Raw genomic sequence first — 14,743 nt, forward strand, 5'->3', positions numbered from 1 at the left:
TGATCCTTGCGTTTAATCCGGATCGGATAAATGCTGCGCAAGTCCGAATCGGTTTGGGGGCAGACCGCATGGAAGGCGATTGGCTGGTGTCGCTGCTAACGGCAGCGGTGCATGAAGCGATGTTGTTTGCCGCGATCGGGTTCGCGATCGGCGGCTTCGACGATCTTCTTGTCGACGCGCTCTATCTTCTTCGCCTTGCCGTCCGCCGTGTTCGCGGCGCCAAGTCGCTGGTCCTCGCCGACCTGCCGCCGACGCCGGTCGAGGGCGGACGCCTCGCGATCTTCGTGGCGGCGTGGGACGAGAGCGCGGTGATCGGCGCGATGCTGCGCACCGCCGCCGCCCGCTTCGACCATCCCGACTGGCGGCTCTATGTCGGTACCTATCCCAACGACCGCGCGACGATCGACGCGGTGGCGGAGGTCGCCGGGGTCGAGCCGCGCATCCGCCTGGTCGTCGGTGAGCGCGCCGGGCCCACGACCAAGGCCGACTGCCTCAACACGATCTGGCGCGCGATGCTCGCCGACGAGGCGGCCGAGGGCGCGGCGGTCCGCGCGATCGTGCTCCACGATGCCGAGGACGTCGTCCATCGCGGCGAGCTGGCGGTCTATGCCCATCACCTCGCGATGGGCGCAGAGGTGGTGCAGGTGCCCGTGCTGCCGCTGATCGACCAGCAATCGCGCTTTGTCGCCGGCCACTATGCCAACGAATTCGCCGAGAGCCACGCCAAGGGCATGCTCGTCCGCCAAGCGCTCGGGGCGGCGATGCCGCTCGCCGGCGTCGGCTGTGCGATCGACCGGGCGATGCTTGCACGCGTCGCGGCGATGCGCGGTGGTCTGCCGTTCGATCCCGCCTCGCTTACCGAGGATTACGAACTCGGCCTCGCGATCGGGCGGCTGGGCGGCCGGGCGGCGTTCGCGCGCGTGCTCGAGATGCCGGGCGGACAACCCGTCGCGGTGCGCGCCTTCTTCCCCGCGGGCCTCAACGCGTCGATCCGGCAGAAGGCGCGGTGGATGACGGGGATCGCGCTGGCAGGCTGGGACCGCACCGGGTGGGGGCGGACGCTGGCGCTTGGCGACCACTGGATGCGGATGCGCGACCGGCGCGCGATCCTGTCGGTGCTGGTGCTCGCCGCGGCCTATCTGGCGCTGGTCGGCTGGGGTGTCCTCGCGCTTGTCCACTGGTGGCGCGGCACCGATCCGGCGCCGGTCGATTCCGCGCTCGCCTGGCTGCTCGGCGTCAACGCGCTGCTGCTCGGCTGGCGCGCGGCGATGCGCATCGGCTTCGTCGGCGCGAGCTATGGGTGGCAGGAGGCCTTGTGGTCGATCCCGCGGCTGGTCGTCGCCAACTACATCGCCATCCTCGCCGCGCGAAAGGCGATGTGGCGCTATGTCGGGCTGCTGCGCGGGCAGACGCTGCAATGGGACAAGACCGCGCACCACTTTCCCGACCTGTCGCGCGAACCGGCATGACCCCCGCCGCCGGCCGCCCGCTCCGCTTCCTCATGCTGGTGCTGGGCGGCTGGACCGCGATGCGCGCGGCGGTGCTGCTGCCCGAAGCCGCCGAGCTGACCGGCCTGGTCGTCGCCGACGCCGCGCCCTCGCCCGCCGTGGTGATGCCGGCCGCGGCGATCAGGCTGAGGGCGGTGGCAGCCAGACCGCCCGAGCGTCCACGGGTGCCGGCGCGCCCTATCGAAGGCCCAGCCCCTGTTCCGCTCGCCTTCGAACAGGGTCCGCGCATCGAGCCAGCCGTGCCGCAGTCCGATCCGCCAGCGCTTAGCCTGGTCGCCCCCTATCTTCCCGCGCCGCGGCCGACGGCGCCCGCTAACCCGTTCCGCGCGCTGGCGGCTTCCCGGCTGTCGGGCAGCGGCTGGCTCGCCCTGCGGCCCGGTGGCGGCGAAAGCCTTGGCCCCGGTGGACAGCTCGGCGGATCGCAGGGCGGCGTGCGGCTCCGCTATGCACTCGGCGCCGGCCGCCGCTTCGCGCTCTCGGCACGCCTGTCCGCACCTGTCGAGGGTCTGGGCCGAGAGGCCGCGCTCGGACTCGAATGGCGGCCCCGCGGCGCGCCCGTCGCCCTCATCGCCGAGCATCGACTGGGGCTGGACGGCACGCCGAGCGGGCCGGCGCTACTCGCGGTCGGCGGACTCGCGCCGCGCCCGATCGCGGCCGGTTTCAGCCTCGAAGGCTATGCACAGGCGGGCGGCGTCCTTCGCGCGGGCCGGTCCGAGCCGTTCGCCGACGGCGCGCTCCGCCTCGCCGCCCCGGTCGCCAATGCCGGGCGGGCGGGCGAGGTGACGCTGGGGCTCGGTGCTTGGGGCGGCGCACAGCGTGATGCGCAGCGACTCGATCTCGGACCGTCCGCGGCGATCGCGCTGCCGGTCGGCGGGCGCAGCCTGCGCCTGACGCTCGACTATCGCCAGCGGATCGCCGGCGGCGCGCGGCCGAACTCGGGGCTGGCGCTCACCCTCGGCAGCGATTTCTGAAGGCCGCGAGAACCATTTCGGCATCGGCGCGTTTCGCGATCGGTCCCATCCCCTTTCGGGACCGGTGCCTGTCGCGCACCGGCCGCGTCGGCGCGTACTCGCCGACGCGGCCGATCGCGGTTCTCACACAAAATCAGTTCGGCTTCCGCACGTGAGCAAGCGCGTCGCACACGCAAACCCGGCCGGCGTCGCCGCCGACCGGGCCGCCCACCTGTTGGGGCGGGCGAGGCGCGGACCGGACGCCCGCGCCTCGAAGCGTTTAGAAGTAGAAGCCGCGGATCACGTCGACCACCACGCCGCGGCGATAGTCGATCAGCACCACGTCGTCGTAATGCCGGATCCAGCGCTGGTTGCGGCCGACCGCGGGCAGGCGATAGCGGTACGGGTCATTGATCCAATAGCGCTGGCCATAATAGGTCGGTGCGATGCGGACGCCCGGGCGCCACTGATTGTAACGGAACGGCGCGCGCCAGTTGCCGCGGGCATAGAGCGCGCGGTTGCGGCCGCGATAGTCGCGCCAGTCGTTGCGACCCCAGCGCTGGTCGCGGCGGAAGTCACGTCGATCCTCGCGAAGCTCGCGCTGCGCGTCGCGCAGGTCGCGGCGGGCCTCCCGCACATCGCGGCGGTCGCCGTTGCGATACGCGTCGCGAAGATCGCGGCGCTCCTCGCGCACGTCGCGGCGGCTGTCCTGGACCTCGCGCCACGACTGAGCACTGGCGACACCCGGCACCGCGAGCGACGGGATCGCGACCGCGGCCATCAGGGCGGTGGTGATGAGCTTACGCATCTTGTCGTCCTCCATGTTCTGCCCCCGGACGAGGCCGCTCGGGAAAGAGCGATTCGTCCGTGCTGAAGCGGATATGGAGCCCGGCCACTGAACCGGCCGGGAACGCACCTGTCAGCGAAACGACAGGATCAAAGGATCAGCGAGGGCCGCCGCCACCGCCGCCCGTGCCCGCCGCGCCGACGGTACCGATGTTGCCGAACAGCTCCTGGAAGAAGCTCTTCTCGCGGCCCAGCGTCGGCGTCTTCTTCGACGTGGGGCTGACCGACGCGATCTGCTCCAGGCCCATGCGGTCGATGCTGCGGACTGTGCCGTTGGGGTCGAAGCGGATGCGAATTGTCGTCTGCGCCTTGGCATCCGGGTTGTTGAAGGCGAGGTTGCGGCTGTCGCGCGACACGTAATACCACTCGCCCTGGTTGAACTGCGCGGTCAGCGTCGGCTGGCCGAGCGTGCGCAGCACCGATTCGCGATTGTCGACGCCCGGCTGAACCGAATTGACCAGGTCGGCGTCGATCACATAGCCCTGATGGCTCCGAAGCGGCGCACACGCGGCCACCGCGGCCGAAAGGGCCAGCAGCGACGCGATCGCACGGGGACCGGACAGCGCCATCGAAATCTCCTGAACTCAAAGCACGGGCAACGCCGCGTCCGGGCGATTGCATCGGACGCGATGCGCCTCAATATGCGGCACCGGCGCGCCGAACAAGGGCGCGCGCAACCAGGGATTGCGATGGGACTGCTGCAACGCCTTTTGGGCAAGCCGCGCGAGCGCGTGGGCGACCCTCTCTACAACGCCGTCGTCGCGCGGGCGCGCCAGCCGCACTGGTATGTCGAGGGGGGCGTCCCCGATACGATCGACGGTCGCTTCGACATGGTCGCCGCGGTGCTGGCGATGGTGCTGCTGCGGCTGGAGACGGAGGGGGAGCGCCAGGCGGTGCTGTCCGCGTCGCTCGCCGAATGCTTCATCGAGGACATGGACGTCCAGCTTCGCCAGCAGGGCGTCGGCGACATCATGGTCGGCAAGCATATCGGCAAGATGATGGGGATGCTGGGCGGACGGCTGGGCGTCTATCGCGAGGGGTTGGCGACCGGCGACCTCGAAGGCGCGCTGGTGCGCAATGTCTGGCGAGGGCAGGCACCGGCGCCCGCGGCGCTGGCGCATGTGCGCGAGAGCCTGACCGCGTTCCGCGCCGATCTCGACGGGATGGGCGGCGACCGATTGCGCGAAGGCGTGCTGCCGTGACTCCGGAATTTGCACGCCCGCTTCGCCTCGATCAGATCGGCGCCGGCGATCACCGGCTGCATATCGAGGCGGACGAGAGCGAGCGCGCGGCGCTCGCCAGGCGCTTCGACCTCCTGTCGCTGGATCGGCTGGAGGCGGACTATGCCGTGCGCCGCGACGCGGTGGGCGTGCTCGCGACCGGCCGGCTGACCGGCGCGGTGATGCAGGCGTGCGTCGTGACCGGCGTGCCCGTTCCCGCATCGGTCGACGAACCCTTCACGCTCCGCTTCCTCCCCGAACCGGGCGAGGACGCGCCCGAAGAGGTCGAGCTGGGCGAGTCGGACTGCGACACCATGTTCTACACCGGCAGCGCCATCGATCTCGGCGAAGCCGCGGCGGAGACGCTGGCGCTGGCGCTCGACCCCTTCCCGCGCGCGCCCGAGGCAGCGGCGGCGCTCCGCGAGGCAGGGGTGCTCGGTGAAGGCGAAGCGGGGCCGTTTGCGGGTCTGGCGGCGCTGAAGGACAAGCTGGGCAAGTGAGGCGTGCTCTCGCGGGGGCGTAGCGCACGAGTCACTTCACCAGCCTTCTTCGTTCCCCGGCGGAGGCCGGGGTCCAGTTGGGGGACGCGCGCTGAAGCCGAAACGCGCCCAATTAGAGCCTTCCCAGCTGGGCCCCGGCCTCCGCCGGGGCACGAGCGCTATCGCTCGCCCATCGACTCCGAGAGCGTGCGGGTGATCGGCTTGGTGAGGTAGCGGAACACCGTGTGCTCGCCCGTCTTGATCTCGGCGGTCGCGGTCATGCCGGGCTGAATCTCGATCCGCTCGCCGGCATTGGGCGCGCGCATCCGCCGCGTGTCGACCTTGAGGTGGACGCGGTAGAAGGTGAGGTCGCCGCCCTGCGCGCGCTGCTCGGTCAGGGTGTCGGGGCTGACGAACGTCACCGTCCCCTCCCCCGCGCCATAGATCGCGCTGTCATAGGCGTCGAACTTCACCGACGCGCCCTGCCCCACGCGGATGAAGGCGATGTCGGCGGGCGGCACCTTGGCCTCGACGATCAGCTCGTCGCCGGTGGGAACGATCTGCATCGCCTCGTCGCCGGGGCGCAGCACCCCGCCGACCGTCGTCAGCCGGACGTTCTTGACGATGCCGTCGACGGGGGAGCGCAGCTCGGTATCGCCGCGCACCGCCGTTCGCTGCGTGAACTGCTGCTGCGCGGTCACCAGCTCTTCCTTGGCCCGGGTATATTCGGCCTGGAGATCCTGGATGTACTTGTTGCGGATGTTGGTGATCTGCCCCTCGGTATCGCTGATCGCGCGCTCCATCCGGAGCACCTCCGACCGGGCGACGTCACCTGTCTTGACCAAAGGCAGGTTGAGCGCGAGCTCCTGGCGACCCAGGCTGGCGGTCTGGCCGAGCGCCGCGATCTGATCGGCGAGCGCGGCGCGGCGGCGCTGGAACAGCAACCGCTCGTTGGCGACGTAATCGGGGTAGCGCGCGGCCAGCGGCGGGAAGCGGAGCGGACGGCTGAACAGCTCCGCCTCGATCCGGGCGATCTGGGCCTGAAGGCTGGCGACGCGGGAGCTTGCTTCCTCCACCCCGGCATCGACGCGCGCGGTGGCAAGCTTCATCAGCATCTGGCCGCGCTTGACGTGGTCGCCCTCGCGCACCGCGATCTGCGCGATCTGGCCGCCGTCGGTGGACTGGATGACCTGGACGCGGCCCGCCGGAATGACCTGACCAGGCGCGCGCGTGATCTGGTCGAGGCGCGCCCAGAACGACCAGGCGACGAAGCCGATGATCGTCACCGTCGCCAGCGCGACGACCCACACCGCCGTGCGATTGCGCCCGCGCCGCGCCATCATGCCGCTCCCTTGAAGCCGGTGCCGCCCTGCGTGACGCCGCCGGGCTGGCTCACGCGGATCGCGCCGGGGCCGCCGGCGGGCTGCACCTGTGCGACGCCGCTCGCCTGAAGCCGCTTGAGCACCTCGTCACGTGGACCGTCCAGGCGCACCTGCCCATTCTCCATCACGATGACGCGCTCGGTCATGGAGAGGAGCGCGAGCTTGTGCGTGACCAGCACCAACGTCGTCTCGGCGGTCAGCTTCTCGGTGATCGCATTCATCACCGCACTTTCGGTGCCCTGGTCCAGATTGGCGGTCGGTTCGTCGAGCAGCACCAGCGACGGCTCTGCCAGCAACAGACGGGTGAGACCCGTCAGCGTCTTCTGTCCGCCCGACAGCCCGCGCCCACCCTCTGCGATCATGAGGTCGAGACCGAGCGGATGCGCGGCGATCAGCCCGGCCAGCCCCGTCCGCCGCGCCGCCGCCAGGATCGCCTGATCGCCCGGATCGGCGAGACCGAGCAGGAGGTTGTCGCGCAGCGTCCCGTTCACCAGCCGCACGTCCTGCGGAAGATAGCCGACCGCGCCGCGCAGCACGTCCTCGGCAACCTGCGCCATGTCGAGGCCACCGAGCTGCACCAACCCGCGCTGCGGGGCATAGAGGCCCGCCATCATCCGCAGCAGCGTCGTCTTGCCCGATCCGATCCCGCCAATCAGGCCGACGCGCTCACCCGGCTCGATGCGAAGCGCACCGATGTTGAGCGTCTCCTTCGTCCCGGCATAGGCGAACTCGACCCGGTCGAAGCGCAGCGACGGGATCAGCACGTCGGGGCGCAGGCCGCCCGCCCCCGCCGGATGGTCCTGCGGCGCGGCGAGGATGGCGTCGAGCTGCTTCAGCGAGGACCGCGCATAGCCCCACTGCACGATCATCGAGGGAAGCTGCGCGATCAGCGGGCCGTTCACCCGCCCCGCGATGATCGCGACCGCAACGAGGCCGCCGGTGGTCAGATCGCCCTCAGTCACGCGGACCGCGCCGAACGCGATCACGCCGACATAGGCCATCTGCTGGAGCATCGCGAAGACCGACATCGAGATCGCCTGCCAGCGGCGGACGGGCTCGTCGGCGGCGAGCACCGATTCGATCAGCTGGTTCCAGCGCGCCAGCATGTACCAGCCGCCGCGATTGGCCTTCACCGTCTCGGCCGCGTCGAAGCTTTCGACGAGCAGGCCGTTCTTGCGGTTGGAGCTCACCTGCGCGCGCTCGGTCGCATCGCGGATGCCCTTTGCCAACGCCCAGGCGATCGCGATCGAGACGGGGAACACCGCCAGCGGCACGAGCACGACGATGCCACCCAGCGCCCAGATGACGATGAGGAAGAGGATCGTGAACGGCAGGTCGGCGAGCAGGAACAAGGTTGCCGAGGAGTAGAGCGAGCGCACCTGCTCCAGCCCGCGAAGCTGCGCGGCCATGGTGCCGATGCCGCCGCCGCGCGCATCCAGCCGGATCGCCTGCGCGCGTGCGAAGAAATACTCGCCGACCTCCATGTCGATATCGGCAGCCTCGCGCTCCATCATCAGCGAACGCGTGGTGCGAAGGAGGAAGTCGAGCGCCAGCGCGACCAGCACCCCGACCGTCAGCACCCAGAGCGTCGAATAGCCCGCACGCGGGATGACGCGGTCATAGACCTGCATCGAGAAGAGCGACGTGGCGAGCGCGATCAGGTTGACCATCGCCGTCGCCAGCATCGCAGTGCCAATCGCGCCGCGCCGCTGGAGGATGGCGTTGCGGAAGACGCGGGCGGCGCTCGTCTCCGCACCCCCGCGCATCGCGTCGGGGAAGCGCAGGCGGAAGAAGCGCAGATCGTCGGACCAGGGCCGCGTCTCGACCGCATGGCCGGCGCGGACGCGGAGCAAGTCGGGACCTTCCCACGCCTCGGCGATCGCCCAGCCGCCATCCTCGCTGAACAGGACGGCGGGCAGCGCATGCGCGCGGGGGCGCCGGTCGAGCACCACCGGCGGCTGCCAGCCCAGCTCTCCGCAGAGGCGGGCGAGCGCCTCGCGGTCGTCGCCGATGCTGCCGCCCAGCCGGTCGCGCCATTGCGGGGCAAGCTGCACGCCCATCAGGCGCGCGAATTCGGCGACGATGTCGGTCAGTCGCTCGGCCATGCCGGTTCCCCTAGTAACCTGCCTTGCGGCTGCCAGGTGCAGGTTCGCAGCAGCAGGCGCGCGGACGAGGCCATCGCGGTGATCTCCGCGTCCGATTCGCCCAGCCGCGCCTGCGCCGCCTCGCGCACCGCGTTCATCACGTCGAGCCAGGTGCGCCGCCCGGCGACGAACTGGCGATAGAAGCTGGCCGTCACCTGGTCGGCGGTGTCGGCGGCGTCCTTGCTCGCATCGATGCGATCGCGCGCGGCGGCGTTCTCGACCAGGTCCGCGCTCACCTGCTCGATCGTCTCGCGCTCGGCGGTCTGGACGTCGATGCCGGCCGCGCTCGCCCGTTCGCGTGCGGCATCGGCGCGGCGAAGGTCGGAGAGCCCGCCTTGCGTCTGCGCCGTCACCGCCAGGCCGACGCGCGCGCCGACGATGTCGTTGTAGCTTGCCTGTGCCGACAATTGCGGCAGCAGCGATTTCCGCGCGATCCGCGCATCGGCCTGCGCGACCATCGCCTGCGCCGCGAGCCGGCCACGGGCGGGGCTGCACCGCCGCGCCGCCTCTATCGCGTCGGCGATCTGCGGATGGTGGATCGCGGGATCATAGGTCGGCACCGCCCCCGGATCGTAGCTGGCGTCGCCCAGGAACTGGCGGATGCGCGCCACCGCCGCCTGCTGCTGCGCGCGGGTCAGCGCCAGCTCCTGCTGCGTCTGCGATGCCCGCGACCGCGCGAGCGCCAGGTCGGTGGCCGGGCTCACCTCCGCATCGACACGGTTGCGGATCGAGCCGACCAGCGTGTCGAGGTTCTTGAGATTCGCCTCCAGGATCGACGCCCGCCGCGCCAGCCGGGCGATCGTGAAATAGGCGTCGGTGACGTCGAGCGCGAGGCGCAGCACGGTCTCGTCCACCTGCCCCGCCCGCGCCATCCGCTCGGCGCGCGCGCGGTCGACCTGCGCGCCGATCCGGCCAAAGGTATAGACGGGCTGGTCGGCGACGAGCTGGCTGCCCAGACCGTCGCCCGTTCCCAGCGCAACGCCCTGCACGCCGAATCGCGGAAGGGCGAGCTGCTTGGCGGCGCGGATCTCCTGGTCGGCGGCGCGGACCGATCCGCGCTGCGACTGAACCGCCGGATAGCTGTCGGTTGCGCGCTGCACGGCCTCGTACAGCGCCGGGCCGACCGCGGGCGGGCGGGGCGTCGCCTGCTCGGTCGCGGGCGCGCTGCGCGGATCGGGCGGGCCGAGCGTCTGCGCCGCCGCACCCGCATGCCCGACCAGCGCCGCCAGGAGGAGGCGGCGAGCCAGCCTCATTCGCGGAACGCGCGCTCGCTGAGGCGCGTGATCGGCGTGAAGACGTAGCTGAGCACCGAGCGCTTGTCGCCGAGCAGGCTGGCCTCGACGGTCATGCCCGGCCCCAGCGGCAGGTTCTCGCCGCGCGGACCCTTCATCGTCGCGCCATCGGCCTGCACCTTGACGATGTAATAGCTCTGACCCGTCCGCTCCTCGACCACCGCGTCGGGGGAGATCGTCACGACCTTGCCGTCCATCGAACCGTAGATCGCCGAGTCATAGGCGGAGATGTTGATGCGTGCGGGCTGGTTGAGGCGAACGAAGCCGATGTCCTTCGGATTGACCTGAACCTCGACCATCAACAGGTCCTCGCTCGGCACCAGCTCGACCAGCGGCGCGCCCGATCCGACGCTGCCGCCCACGGTCGAGACAAGCACGCGGTTGATGCGGCCGTCGAGCGGCGCGGTGACGGTGGCGCGGCGGACTGCGTCGGCAAGCGCGGGGGTCACGCGGCGCTTGGCGGTCATTTCCGCCTGCGCCGCCGCCAATTCGCTGGCCGCGGTGGCGCGCCAATCCTGGCGGACCTGGTTAAGCGACGAGCGCGCCTCCGCGACGCTCGCCTGTGCACGGGCGATCGCCGCCTGCGCCGCAGCCATGTCGCTGCGCGCGACCGCAGCGTTGTTCTCCAGCGTGACGAGCTGGAGCCGCGGCTCGATCCCGCGATCGACCAGCGGGCGGATCAGGCCGAGCTGCTGTTCCAGGCTGCGTAGCGCGCCGGCACGCGCCTCATAGGTCGCCTGCGCCTCCGCGACCGCGCGTTGCCACTGATTGACCCGCGCCTCGCCCGCGGCGGTGGCGGCGCCCAGATCGGCCATGCGGCTGGCGTGAAGCGAGCGCTCGATGCCGATTTGCTCGTTGACGGTGGGATCGGTCGAGGCGGCATAGCGCGGCTCGCGGCCCATCACCTCGGCCGACAGCCGCGCGATCTTGGCTTGGAGCGCGCCCACCGTCACTTCGTTGGTGCCGAGCTCCGCGCCGGTGCGCGTGGGATCCAGGCGGATCAGCGCCTGTCCCTTCTTCACCACGTCGCCCGCCTTGACCAGGATTGCCTCGACGATCCCGCCCTCCAGATTGGAGACGACCTGGAGCCGCGATCCGGGGACGATCCGCCCCGATCCGCGCACCGTCCGGTCGATCTGCGTCAGCGCCGCCCAAGCGACGAACAGCACGAAGAACGCCGCGATCGTCCAGAGGAGGATGTTCGACGCCGACTTCGGCCGGATCGCACCGACGCGGTCCTCCAGATGCACCACACCGCGATTCTCGACGGGGACGGGCAGCGAGCGTTCCATGTTCATGATGCCGGGTCCGGGTTCAGGCCGCCGCGCGCGGGCGGTTGAGCTGTTGCAGGATCGCGTCGCGCGGGCCGTCGGCGATCACCTTGCCCCCCTCGACGATGGCGATGCGGTCGGCGAGCTTGAGGAGCGCGGAACGGTGGGTAATCATCACCAGCGTCCGGCCCTTCATCTCTTCGCTCAGGCGGTCGATCAGCGCCGCTTCGGTCTGCGAATCCATCGCGCTGGTCGGCTCGTCGAAGATCAGGATCGGCGGCTTGCCGGCGAGCGCACGCGCCAGCGTGATCGACTGGCGCTGCCCACCCGACAGCCCCTCGCCGCGGTCGGCGAGGAGGAGGTCGTAGCCGTTGGTGATCTGGCCCATGAAGCTGTGCGCGCCCGACAGCTGCGACGCGCGCAGCATCTCGCCATCGTCGATATGCGGGCGGTCGAGCGAGATGTTCTCGCGCACCGTGCCCGACAGCAGCACCGTTTCCTGAAGCGCGGTGCCGATATTGGCGCGCAGGCCATCGGTATCGAACTGGCGGATATCGGTGCCGTCGATCAGCACCAGCCCTTCCTGCGGCTGATAGAGGCCGAGCATCAGCCGCGCGACCGTCGACTTGCCCGACCCGACCCGGCCGATCAGCGCGACGCGCTGCCCCGGCTCGACGGTGAAGGTGAAATTGTCGAGCGTCTTTTCCGAGGCGCCGGGATATTTGAAGCTGATGTTCTTGAGCTCGATCTTGCCCTCGAACCGGCCGGGATAGAGCGGCTGGCCGATCGGCCCCTCCGACGGGACAGACATCAACCCGTTGAGCTGGCGATAGGCGGTGCGCGTCGCGGAGATGCGGCTCATCAACTGCGCGATCTGCGCCAGCGGCTGCACCGCGCGGCCCGCCAGGATCGAGCAGGCGACGAGGCCGCCGGTGGTCAGCTCGCGCTCGGCGATCAGGAACACGCCCATCACGACCACGCCCATATAAGCGGCGCTGTTGGCGCTGGTCGCGATCGTCACCGCGATCGTCGAGATCAGCCGCTGCCGCATCGAGCTGTCGGCGTGATCGTCGATCGCCTTCATCCAGCGCTTCTCGAGCAGCTTCTGCGCGCCCGAGGTCTTGACCATCTCCAGCGAGCCGATTGATTCGACCAGCACCGACTGCTTGGAGAGGCCACCCGCCATCGACTTCGCCGAAAGACGGTCCAGTGCCGGATGCGTCAGGTATCCCGCGCCGATCACGATCGGCACCAGGATCAGCGGGATGAACACGATGGGTCCGCCGATGAAGCCGATGAAGATCAACGTCAGGATGATGAAGGGCACGTCGACGATTGCGGTCAGCGTGGCCGAGGCGAAGAAGTCGCGCAGCGTCTCCAGCTCGCGCATCAGTCCCGATAGCTGCCCGACCGATCCGCGCTTCATGTCCAGGCGGATGCGCATCATTCGGTCGAACACGTTGCCGCCGATTTCCCGGTCGATGTCGGCGCCAGCGATATCGACGAAATAGGCCCGCAGGATGCGCAGGATGAAGTCGAAGACGAGCACAATCGCAACGCCGATCGACAGCGCGGTCAGCGAGTCGAAGGCAAGGTTCGGGACGACACGGTCATAGACCGTCATCGTGAACAGCGAGATCACCAGCCCAAAGATGTTGAGCAGCACCGCCGCCAGCGCCACCTTCATGAACATGCCGCGGTTGCGAAGCATCGGCTCGGCAAGCCAGGCGGCGAACCGCGGGGGGCGAGCCTCGATCAGATTGGGGTCGCTCATTTCCTGTCCGTCGTGGCCGGCGCGATGCCGAAGGTGTCCAGCAGTCGCCCGGTGCGGGCGAGCAGCGTGTAGCGGGCGATATCGAGCTCCGTCACGGTCTCGATATAACGGGTGGCGACGTTGAAATAGTTGGTCTCGGCGGCGAGCACGTCGAACAGCGTGCCGCGCGCCACGCGGAACCGCTCGACCAGCACGTCGCGCGACTGGCGCGTCGCGAGATAATTGGCTTCGATCGCGCTAGATGATTCGCTGAGCGCGCCGACATCGGACCAGGCGATGGCGGCATCACGCGCCGCCTCCAGCTTGACTCGCTCGAACGACGCCTCGGCGCCGCGGGCACGCGCCGCATATTGATCGACGCGCTGGTCGGCGCCGCCGAGGATGCGGTGGCTGACCGTCACGCTGCCGCGCACGTCATAGTCGCCGGCATTCTCGAACAGGCCATAGCGCCCGGTGTCCAGGCCGAGCGCGACGCCGGGCAATGCATCCGCCTTGGCCGCGCGCAGGTCGTATCGTGCCGCCTCCGCCTGTCGCCGCGCGGCGATGACGGGCGGGGTGTTGGCCGAGTCCGCCTCGGCCCGGTCGCGGGTGACGTTGACGCCCTCCGCCGCCGGCGCGCGGCCGAGCGCCACTGGCGCGGGTGCTCCCGTCACCTGCTGGAACTGCGCCTCTGCCTGCGCCAGGTTGCGGCGAAAACCGGCAAGCTGCGTCTGGGCGGCGGCGATGTAGCTTTCGACCTGCGCCTTGTCGCCAGGCGCCGACACGCCCTGCTTGATGCGGTCGTCGATCGCGCCGCGCAGGTCGGTCTGGTTGGCGAGGAACGCCTCCGACAGACGCACCAGCGCGCGATAGCCGTAGACCTGGTACCAGGCCTGCACGCCCTGAAGCGCCAGCCGCGTCGACACGTCGTCGATCCCCGCGGTCGCGGCGCGCAGCCGCTGGTTGCCCGCGCCGATCCGCGCCTTGGCGGTGCCGAAGTCGAAGATCGGCCATTGCACGCGCAGGATCTGGTCGGTGCGCTCGCGCGGGCGCGACCGCTCCAGCACGTTCTGCGGATCGTCGGAGAATTGCCGGGTGAGCACGTTGAAATAGCTCATCGACATGTCGACGACGGGCAGTTCGAGCGTGCGTGCCTCGTTGCGGGCGGCGCGCGCCTCGTCCTGACGCGCGACTGCCTCGTCCACCGATGGATGCCGCTCGACCGCCGACTGGATCGCTCGGTCGAAGGCGGCGCGGTTGCCCGCCTCGCGCGCGATCGCCAGGATCGGGTCGTTGCGGGTGTCCATGCGCAGCGGGTCGCCGCTGGGCGCCGGCAGCACGTCGCCGCGGTTGCGGGCACCCTCCTGAAAGCGCGGCGGCTGGTCGGGGGTCTGGCCGCGTACCGGCTGAAGCGTGATCGGCGGCGTGGCCGACGTGGACGGCACCGACGCCGCGGTTACGGGCATCGTCGTGGCGGGCGGCGGTGGCAGTGTCTGCGGTGCAGGTAGCGGCGGCGTCGCGCCCGACTGCGGGTTGACGACGAGCGGCGATCCACCGATCGGCGGCGGCGCCACCTGACCCTCGCATGGCGCGGCGGAAAGGCAGCTTCCGGCAATCAAGAACGCGGCCAGCCGCCGTGGCTCAACACGCAAAACACCCGCTCCCACACGGGAAACCACCACGCGATCCTGGCCGCGTCGCCGCGTACCGGACCCTTGGGCGATATCCCCGCCGCATCGCTGCGGCCCCCACTTACGACTTGGCCGAGTCTCGCCCCCCGATCCCGTCCGTCGTCGCGCGGAATTAACGGTCCGCTAATTGGGTGTAAAGCACGTAGAATCGGCAGCGCGCCGAGCCGAAGTGGGCCGCACTTCTACTTGGTCGGTCAAGCAGTCGCT

Annotated in this window: 12 protein-coding genes; 4 read left to right on the top strand and 8 right to left on the bottom strand. The window is 70.2% G+C overall.

Annotation, left to right across the window (positions count from 1 at the left end; genetic code table 11):
• The first annotated feature begins 86 nt into the window (after positions 1-86).
• Together RS883_RS15455 and RS883_RS15460 are read left to right on the top strand one after the other, a co-directional pair.
• A complete protein-coding gene (locus RS883_RS15455; protein ID WP_315761073.1) occupies positions 87-1,469 on the top strand; it encodes a glycosyl transferase family protein in 1,383 nt (460 codons plus the stop codon).
• Positions 1,466-2,479 (top strand): hypothetical protein, encoded by a 1,014-nt coding sequence (locus RS883_RS15460; protein ID WP_315761074.1) that lies wholly within the window; start codon positions 1,466-1,468, stop codon positions 2,477-2,479. The genes RS883_RS15455 and RS883_RS15460 overlap by 4 nt, the downstream gene beginning before the upstream one ends.
• Positions 2,480-2,738: 259 nt before the next feature.
• Here RS883_RS15460 and RS883_RS15465 read toward each other — a convergent pair whose 3' ends face one another.
• Positions 2,739-3,266 carry an RcnB family protein gene (locus RS883_RS15465; RefSeq protein WP_315761075.1) on the bottom strand — a complete coding sequence of 176 codons (528 nt, stop codon included), beginning with the start codon at positions 3,264-3,266 and terminating at the stop codon, positions 2,739-2,741.
• Positions 3,267-3,402: 136 nt separating this feature from the next.
• A complete protein-coding gene (locus tag RS883_RS15470) occupies positions 3,403-3,873 on the bottom strand; it encodes an outer membrane protein assembly factor BamE (protein ID WP_315761076.1) in 471 nt (156 codons plus the stop codon).
• A gap of 120 nt (positions 3,874-3,993) precedes the next feature.
• Between RS883_RS15470 and RS883_RS15475 the strand changes: the two genes are divergently transcribed.
• Both RS883_RS15475 and RS883_RS15480 read left to right on the top strand, forming a co-directional pair.
• Positions 3,994-4,506: a ubiquinol-cytochrome C chaperone family protein gene (locus RS883_RS15475; protein ID WP_315761077.1), complete on the top strand. Its 513-nt coding sequence runs from the start codon at positions 3,994-3,996 to the stop codon at positions 4,504-4,506.
• Entirely contained in the window at positions 4,503-5,024 is a 522-nt protein-coding gene (locus RS883_RS15480) for a YceD family protein (RefSeq protein WP_315761078.1), read from the top strand. Before RS883_RS15475 ends, RS883_RS15480 begins: the two co-directional genes overlap by 4 nt.
• Before the next feature lie 158 nt (positions 5,025-5,182).
• On the opposite strand, the gene RS883_RS15485 is transcribed toward RS883_RS15480, so the two are convergent.
• From RS883_RS15485 to RS883_RS15510, 6 genes are read right to left on the bottom strand one after another with little or no spacing between them, the layout of a single operon-like run.
• Positions 5,183-6,343 carry an HlyD family type I secretion periplasmic adaptor subunit gene (locus RS883_RS15485; protein ID WP_315761079.1) on the bottom strand — a complete coding sequence of 387 codons (1,161 nt, stop codon included), beginning with the start codon at positions 6,341-6,343 and terminating at the stop codon, positions 5,183-5,185.
• Positions 6,343-8,490, bottom strand: a complete 2,148-nt coding sequence (locus tag RS883_RS15490; RefSeq protein ID WP_315761080.1) for an ATP-binding cassette domain-containing protein — start codon at positions 8,488-8,490, stop codon at positions 6,343-6,345. Before RS883_RS15490 ends, RS883_RS15485 begins: the two co-directional genes overlap by 1 nt.
• The gene (locus tag RS883_RS15495; protein ID WP_315761081.1) at positions 8,475-9,782 is read right to left on the bottom strand and encodes a TolC family protein; all 1,308 of its coding nucleotides are present in this window, start codon (positions 9,780-9,782) and stop codon (positions 8,475-8,477) included. Before RS883_RS15495 ends, RS883_RS15490 begins: the two co-directional genes overlap by 16 nt.
• Positions 9,779-11,119, bottom strand: coding sequence for an HlyD family type I secretion periplasmic adaptor subunit (locus tag RS883_RS15500; protein WP_315761082.1), 1,341 nt, complete (start codon positions 11,117-11,119; stop codon positions 9,779-9,781). The genes RS883_RS15495 and RS883_RS15500 overlap by 4 nt, the downstream gene beginning before the upstream one ends.
• A 16-nt stretch (positions 11,120-11,135) precedes the next feature.
• The gene (locus RS883_RS15505) at positions 11,136-12,866 is read right to left on the bottom strand and encodes a type I secretion system permease/ATPase (protein WP_315761083.1); all 1,731 of its coding nucleotides are present in this window, start codon (positions 12,864-12,866) and stop codon (positions 11,136-11,138) included.
• Entirely contained in the window at positions 12,863-14,419 is a 1,557-nt protein-coding gene (locus RS883_RS15510; RefSeq protein ID WP_315761084.1) for a TolC family protein, read from the bottom strand. The genes RS883_RS15505 and RS883_RS15510 overlap by 4 nt, the downstream gene beginning before the upstream one ends.
• Positions 14,420-14,743 lie beyond the last annotated feature (324 nt).

Source organism: Sphingomonas sp. Y38-1Y (assembly GCF_032391395.1).
Lineage (GTDB): Bacteria > Pseudomonadota > Alphaproteobacteria > Sphingomonadales > Sphingomonadaceae > Sphingomonas.

Excerpts from the sequence above, each read along its gene's own strand:
- RS883_RS15460 (WP_315761074.1), top strand. The coding sequence starts at position 1,466 with ATGACCCCCGCCGCCGGCCGCCCGCTCCGCTTCCTCATGCTGGTGCTG.
- RS883_RS15505 (WP_315761083.1), bottom strand. The coding sequence starts at position 12,866 with ATGAGCGACCCCAATCTGATCGAGGCTCGCCCCCCGCGGTTCGCCGCC.
- RS883_RS15490 (WP_315761080.1), bottom strand. The coding sequence starts at position 8,490 with ATGGCCGAGCGACTGACCGACATCGTCGCCGAATTCGCGCGCCTGATG.
- RS883_RS15485 (WP_315761079.1), bottom strand. The coding sequence starts at position 6,343 with ATGGCGCGGCGCGGGCGCAATCGCACGGCGGTGTGGGTCGTCGCGCTG.
- RS883_RS15470 (WP_315761076.1), bottom strand. The coding sequence starts at position 3,873 with ATGGCGCTGTCCGGTCCCCGTGCGATCGCGTCGCTGCTGGCCCTTTCG.
- RS883_RS15475 (WP_315761077.1), top strand. The coding sequence starts at position 3,994 with ATGGGACTGCTGCAACGCCTTTTGGGCAAGCCGCGCGAGCGCGTGGGC.
- RS883_RS15465 (WP_315761075.1), bottom strand. The coding sequence starts at position 3,266 with ATGCGTAAGCTCATCACCACCGCCCTGATGGCCGCGGTCGCGATCCCG.
- RS883_RS15495 (WP_315761081.1), bottom strand. The coding sequence starts at position 9,782 with ATGAGGCTGGCTCGCCGCCTCCTCCTGGCGGCGCTGGTCGGGCATGCG.
- RS883_RS15500 (WP_315761082.1), bottom strand. The coding sequence starts at position 11,119 with ATGAACATGGAACGCTCGCTGCCCGTCCCCGTCGAGAATCGCGGTGTG.